This window comes from Marivivens aquimaris, from assembly GCF_015220045.1.
Classification (GTDB): Bacteria; Pseudomonadota; Alphaproteobacteria; order Rhodobacterales; family Rhodobacteraceae; genus Marivivens; species Marivivens aquimaris.
Genome location: NZ_JADBGB010000001.1, coordinates 1915111 through 1930121, shown reverse-complemented (window position 1 = coordinate 1930121; position 15011 = coordinate 1915111). Strand labels below are relative to the sequence as shown.

At 60.6% G+C, this 15011-nt stretch carries 16 protein-coding genes; 12 read left to right on the top strand and 4 right to left on the bottom strand.

What is annotated here, in order from left to right; all coding sequences use genetic code 11:
- The first annotated feature begins 26 nt into the window (after window positions 1-26).
- The 4 genes from rsmI to IF204_RS09480 are packed head-to-tail and all read left to right on the top strand — an operon-like array spanning window position 27 to window position 3159.
- Window positions 27-887: a 16S rRNA (cytidine(1402)-2'-O)-methyltransferase gene (rsmI, locus tag IF204_RS09495; RefSeq protein WP_194096502.1), complete on the top strand. Its 861-nt coding sequence runs from the start codon at window positions 27-29 to the stop codon at window positions 885-887.
- Entirely contained in the window at window positions 884-1249 is a 366-nt protein-coding gene (locus IF204_RS09490; protein ID WP_194096500.1) for a YraN family protein, read from the top strand. The genes rsmI and IF204_RS09490 overlap by 4 nt, the downstream gene beginning before the upstream one ends.
- A 57-nt stretch (window positions 1250-1306) precedes the next feature.
- A complete protein-coding gene (gene gshB, locus IF204_RS09485) occupies window positions 1307-2248 on the top strand; it encodes a glutathione synthase (protein WP_194096498.1) in 942 nt (313 codons plus the stop codon).
- Entirely contained in the window at window positions 2248-3159 is a 912-nt protein-coding gene (locus tag IF204_RS09480; protein WP_194096496.1) for an alpha/beta hydrolase fold domain-containing protein, read from the top strand. Before gshB ends, IF204_RS09480 begins: the two co-directional genes overlap by 1 nt.
- On the opposite strand, the gene IF204_RS09475 is transcribed toward IF204_RS09480, so the two are convergent.
- The 3 genes from IF204_RS09475 to cobU form a co-directional block, all read right to left on the bottom strand.
- On the bottom strand, window positions 3129-4643 hold the full coding sequence (locus IF204_RS09475; protein ID WP_194096494.1) for a YifB family Mg chelatase-like AAA ATPase: 1515 nt from the start codon (window positions 4641-4643) through the stop codon (window positions 3129-3131). The genes IF204_RS09480 and IF204_RS09475 overlap by 31 nt on opposite strands.
- A gap of 63 nt (window positions 4644-4706) precedes the next feature.
- A complete protein-coding gene (locus tag IF204_RS09470) occupies window positions 4707-5261 on the bottom strand; it encodes a histidine phosphatase family protein (RefSeq protein ID WP_194096492.1) in 555 nt (184 codons plus the stop codon).
- Window positions 5258-5818, bottom strand: a complete 561-nt coding sequence (gene cobU / locus IF204_RS09465; RefSeq protein WP_228069139.1) for a bifunctional adenosylcobinamide kinase/adenosylcobinamide-phosphate guanylyltransferase — start codon at window positions 5816-5818, stop codon at window positions 5258-5260. Before cobU ends, IF204_RS09470 begins: the two co-directional genes overlap by 4 nt.
- Before the next feature lie 55 nt (window positions 5819-5873).
- Between cobU and IF204_RS09460 the strand changes: the two genes are divergently transcribed.
- The 8 genes from IF204_RS09460 (at window position 5874) to IF204_RS09425 (ending at window position 14074) form a co-directional block, all read left to right on the top strand.
- A complete protein-coding gene (locus IF204_RS09460; RefSeq protein WP_194096490.1) occupies window positions 5874-6752 on the top strand; it encodes an RNA polymerase factor sigma-32 in 879 nt (292 codons plus the stop codon).
- A complete protein-coding gene (locus IF204_RS09455) occupies window positions 6749-7483 on the top strand; it encodes a ChaN family lipoprotein (RefSeq protein WP_194096488.1) in 735 nt (244 codons plus the stop codon). Before IF204_RS09460 ends, IF204_RS09455 begins: the two co-directional genes overlap by 4 nt.
- Window positions 7484-7537: 54 nt before the next feature.
- The gene (gene coaBC / locus IF204_RS09450) at window positions 7538-8743 is read left to right on the top strand and encodes a bifunctional phosphopantothenoylcysteine decarboxylase/phosphopantothenate--cysteine ligase CoaBC (protein ID WP_194096486.1); all 1206 of its coding nucleotides are present in this window, start codon (window positions 7538-7540) and stop codon (window positions 8741-8743) included.
- A gap of 3 nt (window positions 8744-8746) precedes the next feature.
- Window positions 8747-9208, top strand: coding sequence for a dUTP diphosphatase (dut, locus tag IF204_RS09445; RefSeq protein ID WP_194096485.1), 462 nt, complete (start codon window positions 8747-8749; stop codon window positions 9206-9208).
- Window positions 9205-10248: a HesA/MoeB/ThiF family protein gene (locus IF204_RS09440; protein ID WP_194096484.1), complete on the top strand. Its 1044-nt coding sequence runs from the start codon at window positions 9205-9207 to the stop codon at window positions 10246-10248. The genes dut and IF204_RS09440 overlap by 4 nt, the downstream gene beginning before the upstream one ends.
- Before the next feature lie 71 nt (window positions 10249-10319).
- On the top strand, window positions 10320-10865 hold the full coding sequence (locus IF204_RS09435) for a hypothetical protein (RefSeq protein ID WP_194096483.1): 546 nt from the start codon (window positions 10320-10322) through the stop codon (window positions 10863-10865).
- 59 nt (window positions 10866-10924) lie between these two features.
- Entirely contained in the window at window positions 10925-12946 is a 2022-nt protein-coding gene (locus IF204_RS09430; RefSeq protein WP_194096482.1) for a M3 family metallopeptidase, read from the top strand.
- 51 nt (window positions 12947-12997) lie between these two features.
- Window positions 12998-14074, top strand: a complete 1077-nt coding sequence (locus IF204_RS09425) for an alpha/beta hydrolase (RefSeq protein ID WP_194096481.1) — start codon at window positions 12998-13000, stop codon at window positions 14072-14074.
- On the opposite strand, the gene IF204_RS09420 is transcribed toward IF204_RS09425, so the two are convergent.
- Complete coding sequence (locus tag IF204_RS09420; protein ID WP_167636084.1) at window positions 14071-14982, bottom strand: cation diffusion facilitator family transporter; 912 nt, start codon at window positions 14980-14982, stop codon at window positions 14071-14073. The genes IF204_RS09425 and IF204_RS09420 overlap by 4 nt on opposite strands.
- Window positions 14983-15011 lie beyond the last annotated feature (29 nt).

Below are 15011 nucleotides of genomic sequence, written 5' to 3'. Positions count from 1 at the left end.
AGACTTGGTAGACGAGGGGTCCAGAAATGAATCATGAAATACGTCCTCTCGCGCCTGGTCTGTACATGGTCGCAACGCCGATCGGGTCGGCCAGAGACATGACTTTGCGGGGACTCGATATTCTCGCCTCCGCCGATATCATTGCGGCCGAAGATACCCGTACCGCCCGAAAACTTATGGATATTCACGGTGTTCCGCTCAACCACCGAAAGATGGTCGCGTTCCATGACCACTCCGGTCAGGGCGAGGTCAACGGGCTGGTCAAAGAGATCGCGGCGGGCAAATCCATCGCCTACGTTTCCGAAGCAGGTACGCCGCTTATTGCCGATCCGGGCTATGAACTTGGACGTGCCGTGGCCGCCGCTGGTCTGTTCGTCACCGCCGCGCCTGGTGCGTCTGCCGCGCTTGCCGCAATGACCGTCTCGGGCCTGCCGTCCGACCGCTTTATGTTCATCGGCTTCCTTCCCGCAGGCAAAGTGCAGCGCGAAACCGAGATCGCGACCCTTCGCGATACGCCCGCCACGATGATTTTCTACGAAAGCCCGAAGCGCATTCAGGAAATGTTAGTGAGTTTGCGCGATATCCTTGGTGACGAGCGCGAAGTGGCCGTTTGCCGCGAGCTGACCAAGAAATTCGAGGAAGTCACCCGTGGCACCCTCGCCGAAGTCACCGAGGCCTACGCCGATCGCTCTGTCAAAGGTGAACTGGTTGTCGTCGTCGGCCGAGCCGGCGCGACCGAGGTGGAGGACGTCGACGTGGAAAGCGCACTGCGCGAGGCAATGAAAACGATGCGGGTCAAAGACGCCGCCACTGCTGTGGCTGGTGCGCTGGGCCTGCCGAAGCGGCAGGTCTATCAGATCGCTTTGTCGCTCGATAAGTGCGAATGACGGCAAAGGCACGTCGAGGATCGCTCGCCTACCACTCCGGCGTCGCTGCCGAAGGGATCGTCGAACGCGCCTACGAGGAGCGCGGAGCGGAGATTATCGAACGCCGCTGGCGCGGCCGAGCCGGTGAAATCGACTTGATCGCTCGGCATCAGAATTTGACCGTCTTTATAGAGGTCAAAGCGTCCTCGCGGCATGACACCGCAGCAATGCATCTCAGAAAACGCCAACTGGAACGGATTTGCCTAAGCGCGTGCGACTACATGGCCAAGCATGCGAAGGGCAAAGCCATGCGCATAGACCTCGCGACTGTTGATGGCGCAGGGCAGGTGCGCGTTTACGAAAACATCAGTTTCGATCTGTGAGGGTTGCACCGGTGGGTGTGCTGCGCCATCTATTCGGCAACAGCAAAGGAAAGACCCATGTCCCTCAAGGTCGCAATCCAGATGGATCCGATCGGTCCGATCAATATCGACGCCGACAGCACGTTCCGCATCGCCGAAGAGGCGCAGAAGCGTGGACACTCTCTGTTTTATTACACGCCTGATCGCCTTGCATTTCAGGAAGGCCGCATCACCGCTCGCGGTTGGCCGCTCGAAGTGCGCCGCGAGAAGGGGAACCACTTCACTCTCGGCGAAGAGCAGGAAGTCGACCTTGCGGATTACGATGTCGTCTGGCTTCGTCAGGATCCGCCGTTCGACATGGGCTACATCACGACCACGCACCTGCTGGACATGATCCATCCCGAAACGCTGGTGGTGAACGATCCGTTCTGGGTCCGCAATTACCCCGAAAAGCTGCTGGTCCTCCAGTTCCCTGACCTGACCCCGCCGACCGCGATTGCGCGTGATCTGCAGACGCTGCGCAATTTCCGCGACAAGCACGGCGATATCATCCTCAAGCCGCTTTACGGCAATGGCGGTGCAGGCGTGTTCAAGTTGACCTCGGGAGACGGCAACCTTGCTTCGCTGTGGGAAATGTTCAGCGGCATCAACAACGAGCCGCTCATCGTGCAGAAGTTCCTGCCGGACGTGTCTGCTGGCGACAAGCGTGTGATCCTTGTTGACGGCGAGCCAGTCGGTGCGATCAATCGCGTTCCTGCTAAGGGGGAAACCCGCTCGAACATGCACGTCGGCGGCCGCCCCGAAAAGGTCGAACTTACCGCTCGCGACCGCGAGATTTGCGCCGCGATCGGCCCGCTCTTGAAGGAAAAAGGCCAAGTGTTCGTCGGCATCGACGTCATCGGCAACTACCTGACCGAAATCAATGTGACCTCGCCGACCGGCATTCAGGAACTCGAGCGATTTGACGGCATCAACGTCGCCGAGAAAATCTGGGAAGCCATCGAGGCCCGCAAAGCATGATGCGGTCGCTGCGTCTCAGGCTCTACGCTCTGGGTGCGCGGCTGACCATTCGTCCGCTTTTCAGCCTGACTGACGATGCAAAGCGGGATGGCGACCGGCTCGACCGGCTTGCCTCCCGCTTTACCCATTTCGTGCCCTATACGTTGCGTTTGCCGCGTGAATTGGGCGGACGCCCCGCGCTTTGGCTCGCGGGGAAGGGCGCCGATCCGTCCAAGGTGATCCTCTATTTCCATGGCGGCGCGTATTTCGCGGGCTCGCCCGACACTCATGCAGCGATGCTGGCGCGGCTATCGCGCTACGCCGGCTATCCCGTTTTCGCCCAAGCCTACCGCCTTGCGCCAAAGTACCCGTTTCCGGCCGCTTTCGACGACGCGATTGCCGCATGGGACGATCTGATCTCGCGCGGCTATCACCCCGAAGACATTATCATTGGCGGCGACAGCGCAGGCGGCGGGTTGGCCTTGGCGCTGCTGGCGACGCTGTGCGCCCGCCGCGAATGTCCCGCCGCCCTATTTGCGATGTCGCCGTGGACCGATCTGACAATGTCGGGCCGCTCTGTCGAGGAAATCGGAAAAAGCGACGATGTCATCCCTTCGGACCGCATGACCGAAGCGGCGCGCGCCTATGTCGGCGAGGCCGAACCTTCCGACCCGCGGGTATCGCCACTATTCGCCGCGTTCGATCACCCGCCGCCGGTTTATTTACAGATCGGTAGTCCCGAAGTGCTGGAAGACGATACCTATCGCATGGCCGAGCGGTTGCGCAAAAGCGGTGGCGAGGTGCTTGTCCAGACGTGGGACGGCGCACCGCATGTCTGGCACTTGGGTGAGCTGTGGGTGCCGGAAGCGCGCGATGCCCTCAAGCAGATTGCGAATTTCGTTCAGACTTCTTTTGACAAAGTCAGCCGGTAGCTCACAGCCTCGGCGAGGTGCGGGTAGCGTATGTCTTGCGACCTATCGAGGTCTGCAATCGTCCGCGCCACGCGCAGAATGCGGTGATATCCGCGCGCGGTAAGGCCGAATTTCTCTGCCACGCGAAGGATGAGATTGCGGCCCTCGGCATCAGGCTCCGCAATTTGCTCCAGCACGGCACCTTCGGCTTCGGAGTTTGTGCGGATGTTTTCCAGATCGGCAAAGCGCTTGGTTTGGACGGCGCGCGCGGCACTGACCCGCTGGGCGATCTCATGCGAATGTTCGCCGTTGGCTGGTAGGTCGAGATCGTTGAAAGACACGGGCGGCACCTCGATCCTCAGATCGAAACGATCCATCAGCGGGCCAGAGATGCGGCCCAAATAATCAGTGCCACAATTTGGTGCACGGCTGCACGCGCGAGCGGAATCGGCCAAATGCCCGCAGCGGCAAGGGTTCGCGGCGGCAACCAGCATGAACCGGCAGGGGTAGCGGATGTGGGCGTTGGCGCGGGCGACGTGGACTTCGCCGCTTTCGATCGGTTGGCGCAGGGTGTCGAGGACGGTCCGCGGAAATTCTGGAAATTCGTCGAGGAATAGGACGCCGTTGTGAGCGAGGCTGACCTCGCCAGGTTTTGCGCCTTGCCCTCCGCCGATCAGCGCGGCGCGGGACGCGGTATGATGCGGGCTGCGGAAAGGACGCGAAAGGCAAATGCCGCCGTCATCTAGCGCGCCGGCGACCGAGTGGATCATCGAGGTTTCAAGCGCCTCGGTTGGCGACAGCTCCGGCATGATGCCGGTGATGCGGCTGGCGAGCATAGATTTGCCTGACCCAGGCGGGCCGAGCAGGAACAGATGGTGCCGACCTGCGGCAGCAATTTCCAGCGCGCGCTTTGCGCGTTCTTGGCCTTTGACATCGCGAAGATCGTCGATTTTTGGCCCTGATCTGGTTGCCTTGGGCGTGGCTGGCGGCAGGGGCGCTTTGCCGTTCAGGTGCTGGACGACCTCATACAAAGTTGCCGCGCCGAACACCGCTGTGCTGCCGACCCACGCGGCTTCGGTCGCGGCAACCGGTGGGCAAATGAGCATCCTATCGTCTTCGGACGCGGCGAGCGCGGCGGGGAGGGCGCCGGTGACATGGACGAGCTTACCGTCAAGTGACATCTCCCCCATCGCGACGGTTTCGGACGCCTTGTCGCGCGGGATGACGTCGAGTTCCGCCAGCAGCGCAATGGCGATCGGCAGGTCGAAGTGCGAACCTTCCTTGGGTAGGTCGGCGGGCGAGAGGTTGATCGTGATGCGCTGGCTGGGCAAGGCGATGGCCATCGCCTCCAACGCCGCCCTGATCCTGTCGCGCGCTTCGGACACAGCCTTGTCGGGCAGGCCGACGATGGAGAATGACGGCAAGCCTGCGGTGGCCGCGCATTGCACCTCTACAAGGCGCGCCTCGACACCTTCAAACGCCACGGAATATGCCGTCGAAACCATTCTGCCTCTCATGACTATTGCAGCATGGTTAACCGAGGCGTGGTTTCAGAAGTATTAACGGCGTCAGGGCAGGTGGTTAATTTTTCGCGCCGCGAAGCCGCCAGCCGTTTCGATGACAGTCACCGACAAATTGCTGATCCGATGCCCGAATGTGTCGTAGGCGGATATCCCGAGCGCCCGCTGCACTTGCGTCAGGATCTGGCCAAAATGCCCGACGACAATGAGGTCCGTGTGTCCCTCAGCAATCAGACGATCTATCGCACGATCCACGCGGGTTTTGACCGCATTCCAGCTTTCGCCGTTCGGGGGCGCGATATCGCCGGGCGTTTCCCAATAGGCGCGCATAAGGGGATCGTCCTTGAATTCGGACATCTCCCAGTCTCCGAAGTTGATTTCGCGAAGGTCCGGATCGTGGGGAAGGCGGTGGCGCTCGCCTTGGATCGCGTCGGCGGTTGCAACAGCTCGGCTGAGGTCCGAGGACACGACGGGCGCGTCGGGCAGATAGTTCGAGAGACGCGCAATCGCGGCCGTGTCGCTCAGATCAGCGGGCAGGTCGGTCCAGCCGACCATCGCCTTTGCGTGGGTCGGGCCATGGCGCACGAGCCAAAGGCGGGTCATGGCAACTCGCCCTTCAGGACGAGCGGAAGACCCGCGGCGACGAAGAAAACGTTATCGGCTGCCTCGGCGATCATGGCATTGAGCCGCCCCTGCGCCTCGCGGAATTGCCGCGAAATGGCATGTTCAGGGACGATCCCCATGCCGACTTCGTTCGAAACCACGACCACTTCCGCCTTGCATGAGCGGAGGTTTGCCACCAGTTTCGCGCTCTCCTGAGCGATATCCCGCTTGGCCATGAGCAGGTTTGTGAGCCATAACGTTGCGCAGTCGAGCAAAATTATTTGATCGGGAACCGCGGATTTCAGCGTCGGCCCAAGATCGAGCGGCTCCTCGATCGTCTCCCAACCTTCGCCGCGTTGGACGAGATGCTTGTCAACCTTCGCTTGCATCTCAGCGTCGAAAATCTGTGATGTAGCAAGGTACTTACGGGTTTTTTGCGTCGCAGTGACGAGCTTTTCCGCGAACTCGGATTTCCCCGAAGCGGCACCTCCTAGTACGAGCGTCAGCTTTTTCACGTTATTCGATGCAACCATTTGTGAGCCTGCGCGTTTGTTCATCGAAGCACTGGTAACGACACCGGTTGATCCAGACAACGCACAAGGAGACACAAGCATGGCGCTTGATGACACCAAACAGTTCGATCTCTCCCGCCGTGCCATGAAGGCAGAACTGCTTGATGCAGAGACCGAAGCCAACCTTGCTCGTGCATGGCGCGATCATCACGATGAACGCGCACTCCACCGCCTTATCAACGCATATATGCGCCTCGCCATTTCGATGGCCAGCAAATTCCGCCGCTACGGCGCTCCCATGAGCGATCTGGTGCAGGAAGCTAGCCTTGGCCTCATGAAAGCCGCAGACAAATTCGACCCCGACCGCGGCGTTCGTTTCTCGACCTACGCAGTCTGGTGGATCAAAGCCAGCATCCAAGATTATGTGATGCGCAACTGGTCGATGGTTCGTACCGGTTCGACCAGCAGCCAAAAGGCCCTCTTCTTCAACATGCGCCGCATTCAGGCCCGTATAGAACGTGAAGCAGATGCCACCGGTATTGTTCTGGAACGTCACGAACTGCACCGCATGATCTCCGAAGAGCTTGGTGTTCCGGTTCACGACGTTCAGATGATGGAAGGCCGCCTTTCGGGCTCCGATTTCTCTCTCGATGCCACCCAGTCGACCGAAGACGAAGGCCGTACTTGGGTTGAAAGCCTTGCTGACGAAGGCGAGCAGGCCGAAGAGAATGTTTCGGTCGCTCACGATGCCGAACTGATCCGCAGCTGGCTTCTCACCGCTATGATGGAACTCAACGACCGTGAGCGTTTCATTGTCCGCGAGCGCAAGCTCCGCGACGATCCGCGCACTCTCGAAAGCCTCGGCGGCGAGCTGGGTCTTTCCAAAGAGCGCGTACGTCAGCTCGAAGTTGCAGCGTTCAGCAAAATGCGCCGCACCCTTTCCTCGCGTTCCCCCGAGGTGCTAAACTTCATCGTATGAAGTGGCTCGCACCCCTGATCTTTCTTTGCGCTGCCCCTGTGGCGGCGCAAAACGTTTTTTTACTTGGCGAAACGCACGATAATCCGTTGCACCACGCCGAGCAGGCGCGTTTGATCGCCGAGATTTCTCCGACAGCCTTAGTTTTCGAAATGCTTTCGCCAGAGCAGGCGGAATTGGTGAACAATTCCGAACTCAATGCAGCGCTGGGCGAGGTCATCGGCTGGGAAGACGCTGGTTGGTCGGATTTTGCGATGTATCTGCCGATATTCACGGCGACCGACGCTCTGGTGTACGGTGCTCGTGTTCCGCGCGCCGCTCTTATGGCGGCCATCGGTACTGATGCAGCTTCGGTTTTCGGAGAGGATGCGGAGCAGTTTGGCCTGCTCCAACCCGCGCCAGAGGACATGCGCCAAGAACAAGCCGACGCTCATTGTGGAGCGCTGCCCGAGGAAATGCTGGACGGGATGGTTGAGGCGCAGCGTCTTCGTGATGCGTCATTTGCGCGAACAACCCTTCAGGCGCTGGATGAAACCGGCGGTCCTGTCGTGCTGATCACCGGTTCTGGCCACGCGCGCATCGATCGCGGTGTTCCGGCCTACATCGCCGAAGCTCGGCCCGATTTAGAAGTCTATAGCATCGGCATCGTCGAGCTTGAGACAGATTTACCCTTCGATGAGGTCATCGCCACCGATGCCGCTGAACGCGAAGACCCCTGTAACGCTTTCAGGTGATTGTCCTTTCTCTCTGCGCCCCATAGACTTTGCCCGAAAATGGGGAGGGCAGACATGCTCGCAGGCAAGCGGATTCTCTTGATCATTGGCGGCGGCATCGCGGCCTACAAATCGCTCGACCTGATCCGTCGCCTGAAAGAACGCGGTGCGGCCGTGGTCCCTGTGCTGACTAAGGGCGGATCGGAGTTCGTCACCCCGCTTTCGGTTTCTGCTCTGGCTGGCCACAAGGTCTATCAGGACCTCTTTGACCTCACCGAAGAGGCAGAGATGGGCCACATCCAGCTTTCGCGTTCGGCCGACCTCGTCGTCGTTGCTCCTGCCACGGCCGACCTGATGGCGAAGATGGCAAACGGGCACGCGGACGATCTCGCTTCGACGCTTCTGATGGCGACCGACAAACGCGTTCTGGTTGCGCCCGCGATGAACGTCCGCATGTGGGATCACCCTGCAACCCAGCGCAATATCGCGACCCTCGCAGGCGACGGTGTTCTGTTTTCCGGCCCGAACGAAGGCGACATGGCCTGCGGCGAATACGGCCCGGGGCGCATGTCCGAACCGCTCGAGATCGTCGCTGCCGTCGAGCGGACATTCGGAAACGGACCGCTTAAAGGCAAGCGCATCATTGTGACCTCCGGCCCGACGCACGAGCCGATTGATCCGGTGCGCTACATCGCAAATCGCTCCTCTGGTGCTCAAGGTACAGCCATCGCTACTGCGCTCGCCGAAATGGGCGCGGATGTTGAATTTGTGACAGGCCCAGCCGATATCCCGCCGCCAAGTGGCGTGAATGTTGTAAAAGTGCAATCCGCTGCAGAGATGCATCAGGCTGTTTTGGACGCCCTTCCGGCAGATGCGGGTGTCTTTGCTGCTGCCGTTGCCGACTGGCGGGTGGCCTCTGCCTCGGCCTCGAAAATCAAGAAAGAAAATGGCAAGCTGCCCACTCTCACCTTCGCCGAAAACGCCGACATCCTTGCCGAAGTCAGCAAGCTGACGGTCAATCGCCCGGCGTTGGTAGTGGGCTTCGCGGCTGAAACCGACGATGTCATTGCCCACGCCACCGCAAAACGCGAGCGCAAGGGCTGCGACTGGATTGTGGCCAACGACGTTTCGCCCGAAACGGGCATCATGGGCGGCAAGGAAAACGCCGTGACGCTGATCTCCGCCGATAGAGCGGAGGAGTGGCCGCGTATGTCCAAGACCGAGGTCGCGCGCCGCCTTGCCGAACGAATTGCTACGGCGCTCGCGCCCGAGAAAGGATAAGCCGTGATCGGAATTACTATCGAGTGGCTCGCAGATGCTGACCAATCAGTGCCGCTGCCCGCCTACGCTACCGCTGGCGCCGCCGGTGCCGATGTCCGCGCTAATTTCGGGGCCGACAAGCGTGAGGGTGTGACGCTCGAACCAGGCGCGCGGACACTTGTGCCGTGTGGTTTCAAAATGGAAATCCCAGAGAATTACGAGGTGCAGGTCCGTCCCCGTTCCGGTCTGGCGTTGAAGCACGGTATCACGCTGCCAAATACACCTGGCACCATCGACGCCGATTATCGCGGACCAGTTGGCGTGATCGTCATGAACGCGGGGCAGGAGCCATTCCACATCGCCCACGGCGAACGCATTGCGCAGTTCGTTGTCGCGCCGGTCGTCCAAGGGCGCTTCATCGTGGGCGAAAGCCTTAGCGATACGGCCCGCGGCGAAGGCGGCTTTGGGTCCACGGGGCGCGCATGATACTTGTCCTTGTCATGGCTGCCGCCCTTTGGGGCATTGGATGGGCGATGAAAGCGCCCGTTCGCGCTCGCGCGGTCATGATCGGCATTCTGATGATTGCCGTGCTGCTGATCCAGTTCACGCTGCCTTTCGGCCATCCGCTCCGCCAAGCAACGGGCGGTGACCCGCGTCTGTGGTTGCTGTTTCTCGGTTTCGGGCTTGTGGTCGTTGGATACAGCTTTGGTCTGCGGAAAGTCCGCACGCTCGCCAAGGCAAAATCGGAACCTGCCAAGCAAACCGGTACTTTTAACGACAGCGAGCTCGACCGATATGCGCGCCACATCATGCTGCGCGAAATCGGCGGCCCGGGTCAGAAAAAACTGAAGAATGCCAAAGTATTGGTCGTCGGGGCAGGGGGGCTTGGTTCGTCTGCGCTGCTTTATCTCGCTGCTGCTGGCGTTGGTCAGATCGGCGTCATCGACGAGGATACCGTCGACAACTCGAACCTCCAGCGGCAGGTGATCCACACCGACGCGGCCATTGGTCAGCCCAAGGCGCTTTCGGCGGCCTCTGCGATGACTGCGCTTAATCCGTGGATCACGGTGAAGCCCTACACCCGCAAACTAACTGCGGAAAACGCTGCCGCGCTGGTTGCCGAGTACGACCTCGTGCTCGACGGCACGGATAATTTCGACACACGCTATCTGGTGAATCGTGTCGCCGTCGAGGCCCGTAAGCCGTTGATCTCAGCGGCAATGACCCAGTGGGAGGGTCAAATCTCGCTCTATGACCCCGCGAATGGTGGCCCATGCTATCAGTGTGTCTTCCCCGAAGCGCCCGCCGCTGGCCTTGTTCCGTCCTGCGCTGAGGCAGGGGTTCTCGGCCCGTTGCCGGGCATCATTGGCTCCATGATGGCTGCCGAAGCGGTGAAGTACATCACCGGTGCCGGAGAAAGCCTGCGCGGACGCCTCATGATGTACGACGCGCTTTATGCCGACACACGGATCATGAAAACGAAACACAGCGATGACTGTCCCGTATGCGGCGGCATGCATTCCTGACTTGGTTTCCGCTTCGCTAAGCCTATGTCGTGCAATGGCCATCCGGCGCTACCAACAGGAGACATCGCTTCGTGAATTTTGACGATCGCGCCCAGATTTTTCGACGCATTATCCGTGACAGACTGGCCGAGCAGGAGAACGGGTTCGTCCAGTTTTTCCGCCTCCTCGCCGCGACTCCGGTGCCGGAGGGAACCGCACGTATCGTCATCGCGATCTACGAAGACGACCTGACCGAGAAATTCCCCGCGCTGCTGGCTTACGTCTCTGGCAATAATCAAAGCGTCGCGAATGACGAGGCCGCGCGGCGGCTCCATGCGCGGCTGTCGTCGTTCCAGCCGGTCATCGATATCCAGCAACTGGCGGAACTGTCGGACTGGGAAATGCATGGCGATGAGCAGGTTCCCGCCCTTCGCCAGCCTTACGATCACGTCGATTATGTCGGCGAATTGGTGATCCCCGCGCTCTGTGATGCAGCGGCCAAGGCGGACATGTCGGCGCTATCTGTGCCCGTCCACCTCGGCTCTGCGCAGCGGTACGAGGACGTCAAAGTCATCTACGAACCCTCGGCCCCACCCGAGCCGGGGTTCTGGAGCCGCGTCTTACGCAAGGGCCAGTGATTTCGGGCTGGCAGGTCACCGTTGAGCGTCCTACCTTGCGTTCAAACAGGAGTATTTCCATGACCAACCCGCTTCTTGCAAACTGGGACACGCCGTTCGGGCTGCCGCCTTTCGAAAACATCAGTGACGACGATTTCGCACCCGCCGTCGATGCTGCGCTGGTCGATGCGCAGGCGAATATCGACGCGATTACCCAGCAGGAAGAAATTACCTTCGCCGGCACGATCGAGGCACTGGAGCGTGCTACCGAAAAGTTGGATCGCGTGCTCGGTGCGTTCTATGCGGTCGCCGGCGCGGACTCGAACCCGGCCCGTGAGGCGCTGATGCGGGAATTTTCTCCCAAGCTCTCGGCTTTCTGGTCCGACATCACGGCGAACGAGGCTCTGTTCGAGCGGATCGACCAGCTATGGCAGCAAAAGGACGAGTTGGAGCTGACTGAAGAGCAGCAGCGCTTGCTCTATCTGACCCACCGTTCGTTCGTCCGCTCGGGTGCGCAGCTGAAGGGGCCGGACGCTGACCGCCTCAAGGAAGTCAAAGGCCGCCTGTCGGTGCTCGGCACCGAATTCACCCAGAATCTGCTCGCGGACGAACGTGACTGGTACCATGAGGTCGACGAAAGCCTGCTCACCGACCTGCCCGAGTTCGTAGCCGACGCTCTGAGGGCCGCAGGTCAGGAAAAGGAAAAAGAGGGGCCCGTTGTAACCCTTTCGCGGTCGGTAATTGTTCCATTTTTGCAATTTTGCCCTGACCGTGCACTGCGCAAAATCGCGTATGAAGCGTGGACGTCGCGCGGTGCGAATGGCGGAAAGACGGACAACCGCGCGATTGCTGCGGAAATCCTCGCGCTGCGTTACGAGCGGGCCAACCTGCTGGGCTACGATGACTTCGCGCACTACAAGCTGGAAACCGAAATGGCGGGCACGCCTGAGGCTGTCCGCGATCTGCTGATGAATGTCTGGCAACCTGCGCGCGCCAAGGCGGTCTCGGATGCGGCGACGCTGGAAGAGATGCTGAAGGCTGACGGGCACGCCGCGCCGCTTGAGGCGTGGGATTGGCATTACTATTCGGAAAAGCGCCGTCAGGCCGAGCATGACCTCGATGAGGGTCAGGTAAAGCCGTATTTCCAGCTCGACAACATGATTGAGGCGGCCTTTGACTGCGCGAACCGCCTGTTCGGCCTCAAGTGCAAGCCGGTCGACGGCCCGAAATATCACCCCGACGTCCGTCTGTTCGAAGTCTCGCGGAACGGCGAGCACATCGCGCTTTTCGTTGGCGACTACTTCGCGCGCGGCTCGAAACGGTCGGGCGCGTGGTGTTCGGCCATGCGCAGCCAACAGAAGCTGGCAGGCGACATTCGCCCGATCGTGGTGAACGTCTGCAACTTTGCCAAGCCCGTCGCCGGAAAGCCCGCGCTTCTATCCTACGATGACGCTCGCACGCTATTCCACGAATTCGGCCATGCGCTGCACCAGATGCTGTCTGACGTGACCTACGAGTCGATGTCCGGCACCTCCGTTGCGCGCGATTTCGTCGAGCTTCCCAGCCAGCTATTCGAGCATTGGCTGGAGGTTCCCGAAGTCCTGTCGAAGTTCGCCGTCAATCCGGCGGGCGAGGCTATGCCGCAGGAATTGCTGGACAAAGTGCTCGGCGCCGCGACCTACGACATGGGCTACCAGACTGTCGAGTACGTGGCTTCGGCCATCGTTGACCTCGAATTCCACCTTGGCACGCCGCCCGCTGATCCTATGCAAAAGCAGGCCGAAGTCCTCGAAGATATCGGGATGCCCCACGCGATCCGCATGCGCCACGCGACGCCGCACTTTGCGCACGTCTTTGCAGGCGACGGCTACTCGTGCGGCTACTACAGCTACATGTGGTCCGAGGTCATGGACGCCGACGCTTTCCAAGCCTTCGAGGAAGCCGGCGGCGCCTTCGATCCCGCGACGGCGAAGTCGCTCGAAGACAACATTCTGTCCATGGGCGGCACGGTCGAAGCGGCCGAACTTTACACCCGCTTCCGTGGCCGGTTGCCCGGTGTCGAGGCGCTGCTCAAGGGCCGCGACCTGTTGGACGTTGCATAATCTGGGGCGCCCATCGGGCGCTCCTTTCATTTGATTGGTGAAGTCACTTTGATGCGCAGCATTCTGGTTTTCATTGCACTTCTGTTCGTCACAGCCTGTTCGCAAAGACCGGGCGATAATGTGCTGGTGCCCTATGTCGACATTGGTGACGACGCCGAAATTATTCGCCTTTTCGTCGTCTCGTCGCGCACACCGACCGAGTATGGCTACAACGCGTCATTCGATTTCGCGACGGGTTACCGCTACTACGACATCTCCGTTCCGCCGGAGCGGACCGAGGGCAGCATCAAGTGGCCGAACCTCGACCCCGATCCTGTGACGGACTTCCTCGTGGTCGATACAGGTACGCTGACCCGCGAGGAATTCCTCCGCCAAGTCCATCGCGACAACCTTGGCGATGGCGAAGTCGGCGTGTTCGTACATGGCTTCAACCAACGCTTCCAAGAAGCGCTGTTCCGTGTTGCGCAGCTCAATGCGGATTCGGATTCTGACACCGTGGCCTCGGTGCTGTTCTCTTGGCCGTCGGAGGGCAATCCCCTCGGCTACGAGACTGACGCGCAAGGCGTTCTGTTCTCCCGCGACCCTTTGGCCGATCTGCTGACCGATCTGCACAACACGGGGCTGAGGACTGTCGTTTTCGCGCACAGCATGGGCGGCTGGCTGACGGTCGAGGCGCTGCGGATACTCAAGCTCGCAGGCCGTCAGGATGTGCTTGACGGGTTGGAGGTAATCCTAGCCGCGCCCGATGTGGATACGTTCGTTTTCGGGCGGGCGATGGATCTGATCGGGCCGATGAAGACGCCTATCGCGGTGCTGGTGTCACGCAAAGACCGCGCGCTCGACCTCGCCGCGCGACTGGCGGGCGGCAGGCCGAAGCTGGGATCGGTCGATGTTACGGATCCAGCGGTCGCGGAGGCGGCGCAGCTCGCGCACGTCCAGCTGATCGACATCTCGTCCGTGGACTTCGACCCGCTCGGCCATAGCGGCTACATCGGCGTCGCTCAGCACTATTCGGAATTGCAACAGGCGGACTCGGGCAGGGGCGACTTCGCGTCGACAGGCGCGTTCGTGTTCAACGCATTCGAGAACGCGGTCATCCAGCCTGTGAGCGGCGCGTTCTATCGTTAAGCGTTTCGTGGATCGTCGGGGTGGCGTTCCACGCCGATCGGGTCTTTGTGGATCAGAACGTCTGCTTCGGGGCGGGCGGCAACGATTGCACGGCGAAGGGCGGCACCAATCGAATGGGCTTCGTCGAGGGTCTGGCTGCCGTCGAGTTCGATGTGGATGTTCAGAAATACGCGGCTCCCAGCACGGCGGGTTTTCAGATCATGGAAGCCATGCACGCCGGGAAACTCGCCAACAATCTTTTCGACGTCAGCAATAAAATCGTTGCTGGCCGCGCGGTCCATCAGCGCATCGAACGCTTGCTTGCCGATGCGGATCGCGCCCACGGCCATGAGCAGGGCGGCGAGCAGGGCCACGATGCTGTCGACCGAGCCCAGCCCAAACTGCGCGTTTAGCCAAAGCGCAATCAGCGCACCCATGTTGGGGATCAGGTCGCCCACGTAATGGAGCGAGTCGGCCTCGACCACCTTGTTGCCAGTGCGTTTGCTGACGTACCGCTGCCATGCGACGAGGATCAGCGTCACAACTATCGAGAACACCATGACGACCATGCCCGCGCCCTCACGTGCAACGGGCGACACCGCATCCGAGGTCAGGCGCAGGTAAGCCGCGATGGCGATGGCGCAGGCCGACACCATAATGAACACGGATTGGGCCAAAGCTGCGAGGTCTTCTGCCGACGTGTGACCGAAGGCGTGATCGTCGTCCGCAGGTTTCGATGCGTATATAATCGCGGCCAGACCGCCAAGCGACATGAGCAGATCAAGCGCGCTATCGGCGAGGGTCGCAGCGATGGATAGAGAGTTCGTGGCGGCAAGTGCCCAGAGTTTTGCGCCAACAAGCAACAGCGCGACCGTTACGGAGAGGACACCGGCGGAGATTGAGAGTTTCGTTCTTTCTCTGTCCGGCATGGTCAGGTCTCCTGAGTCTGGGAGGGACT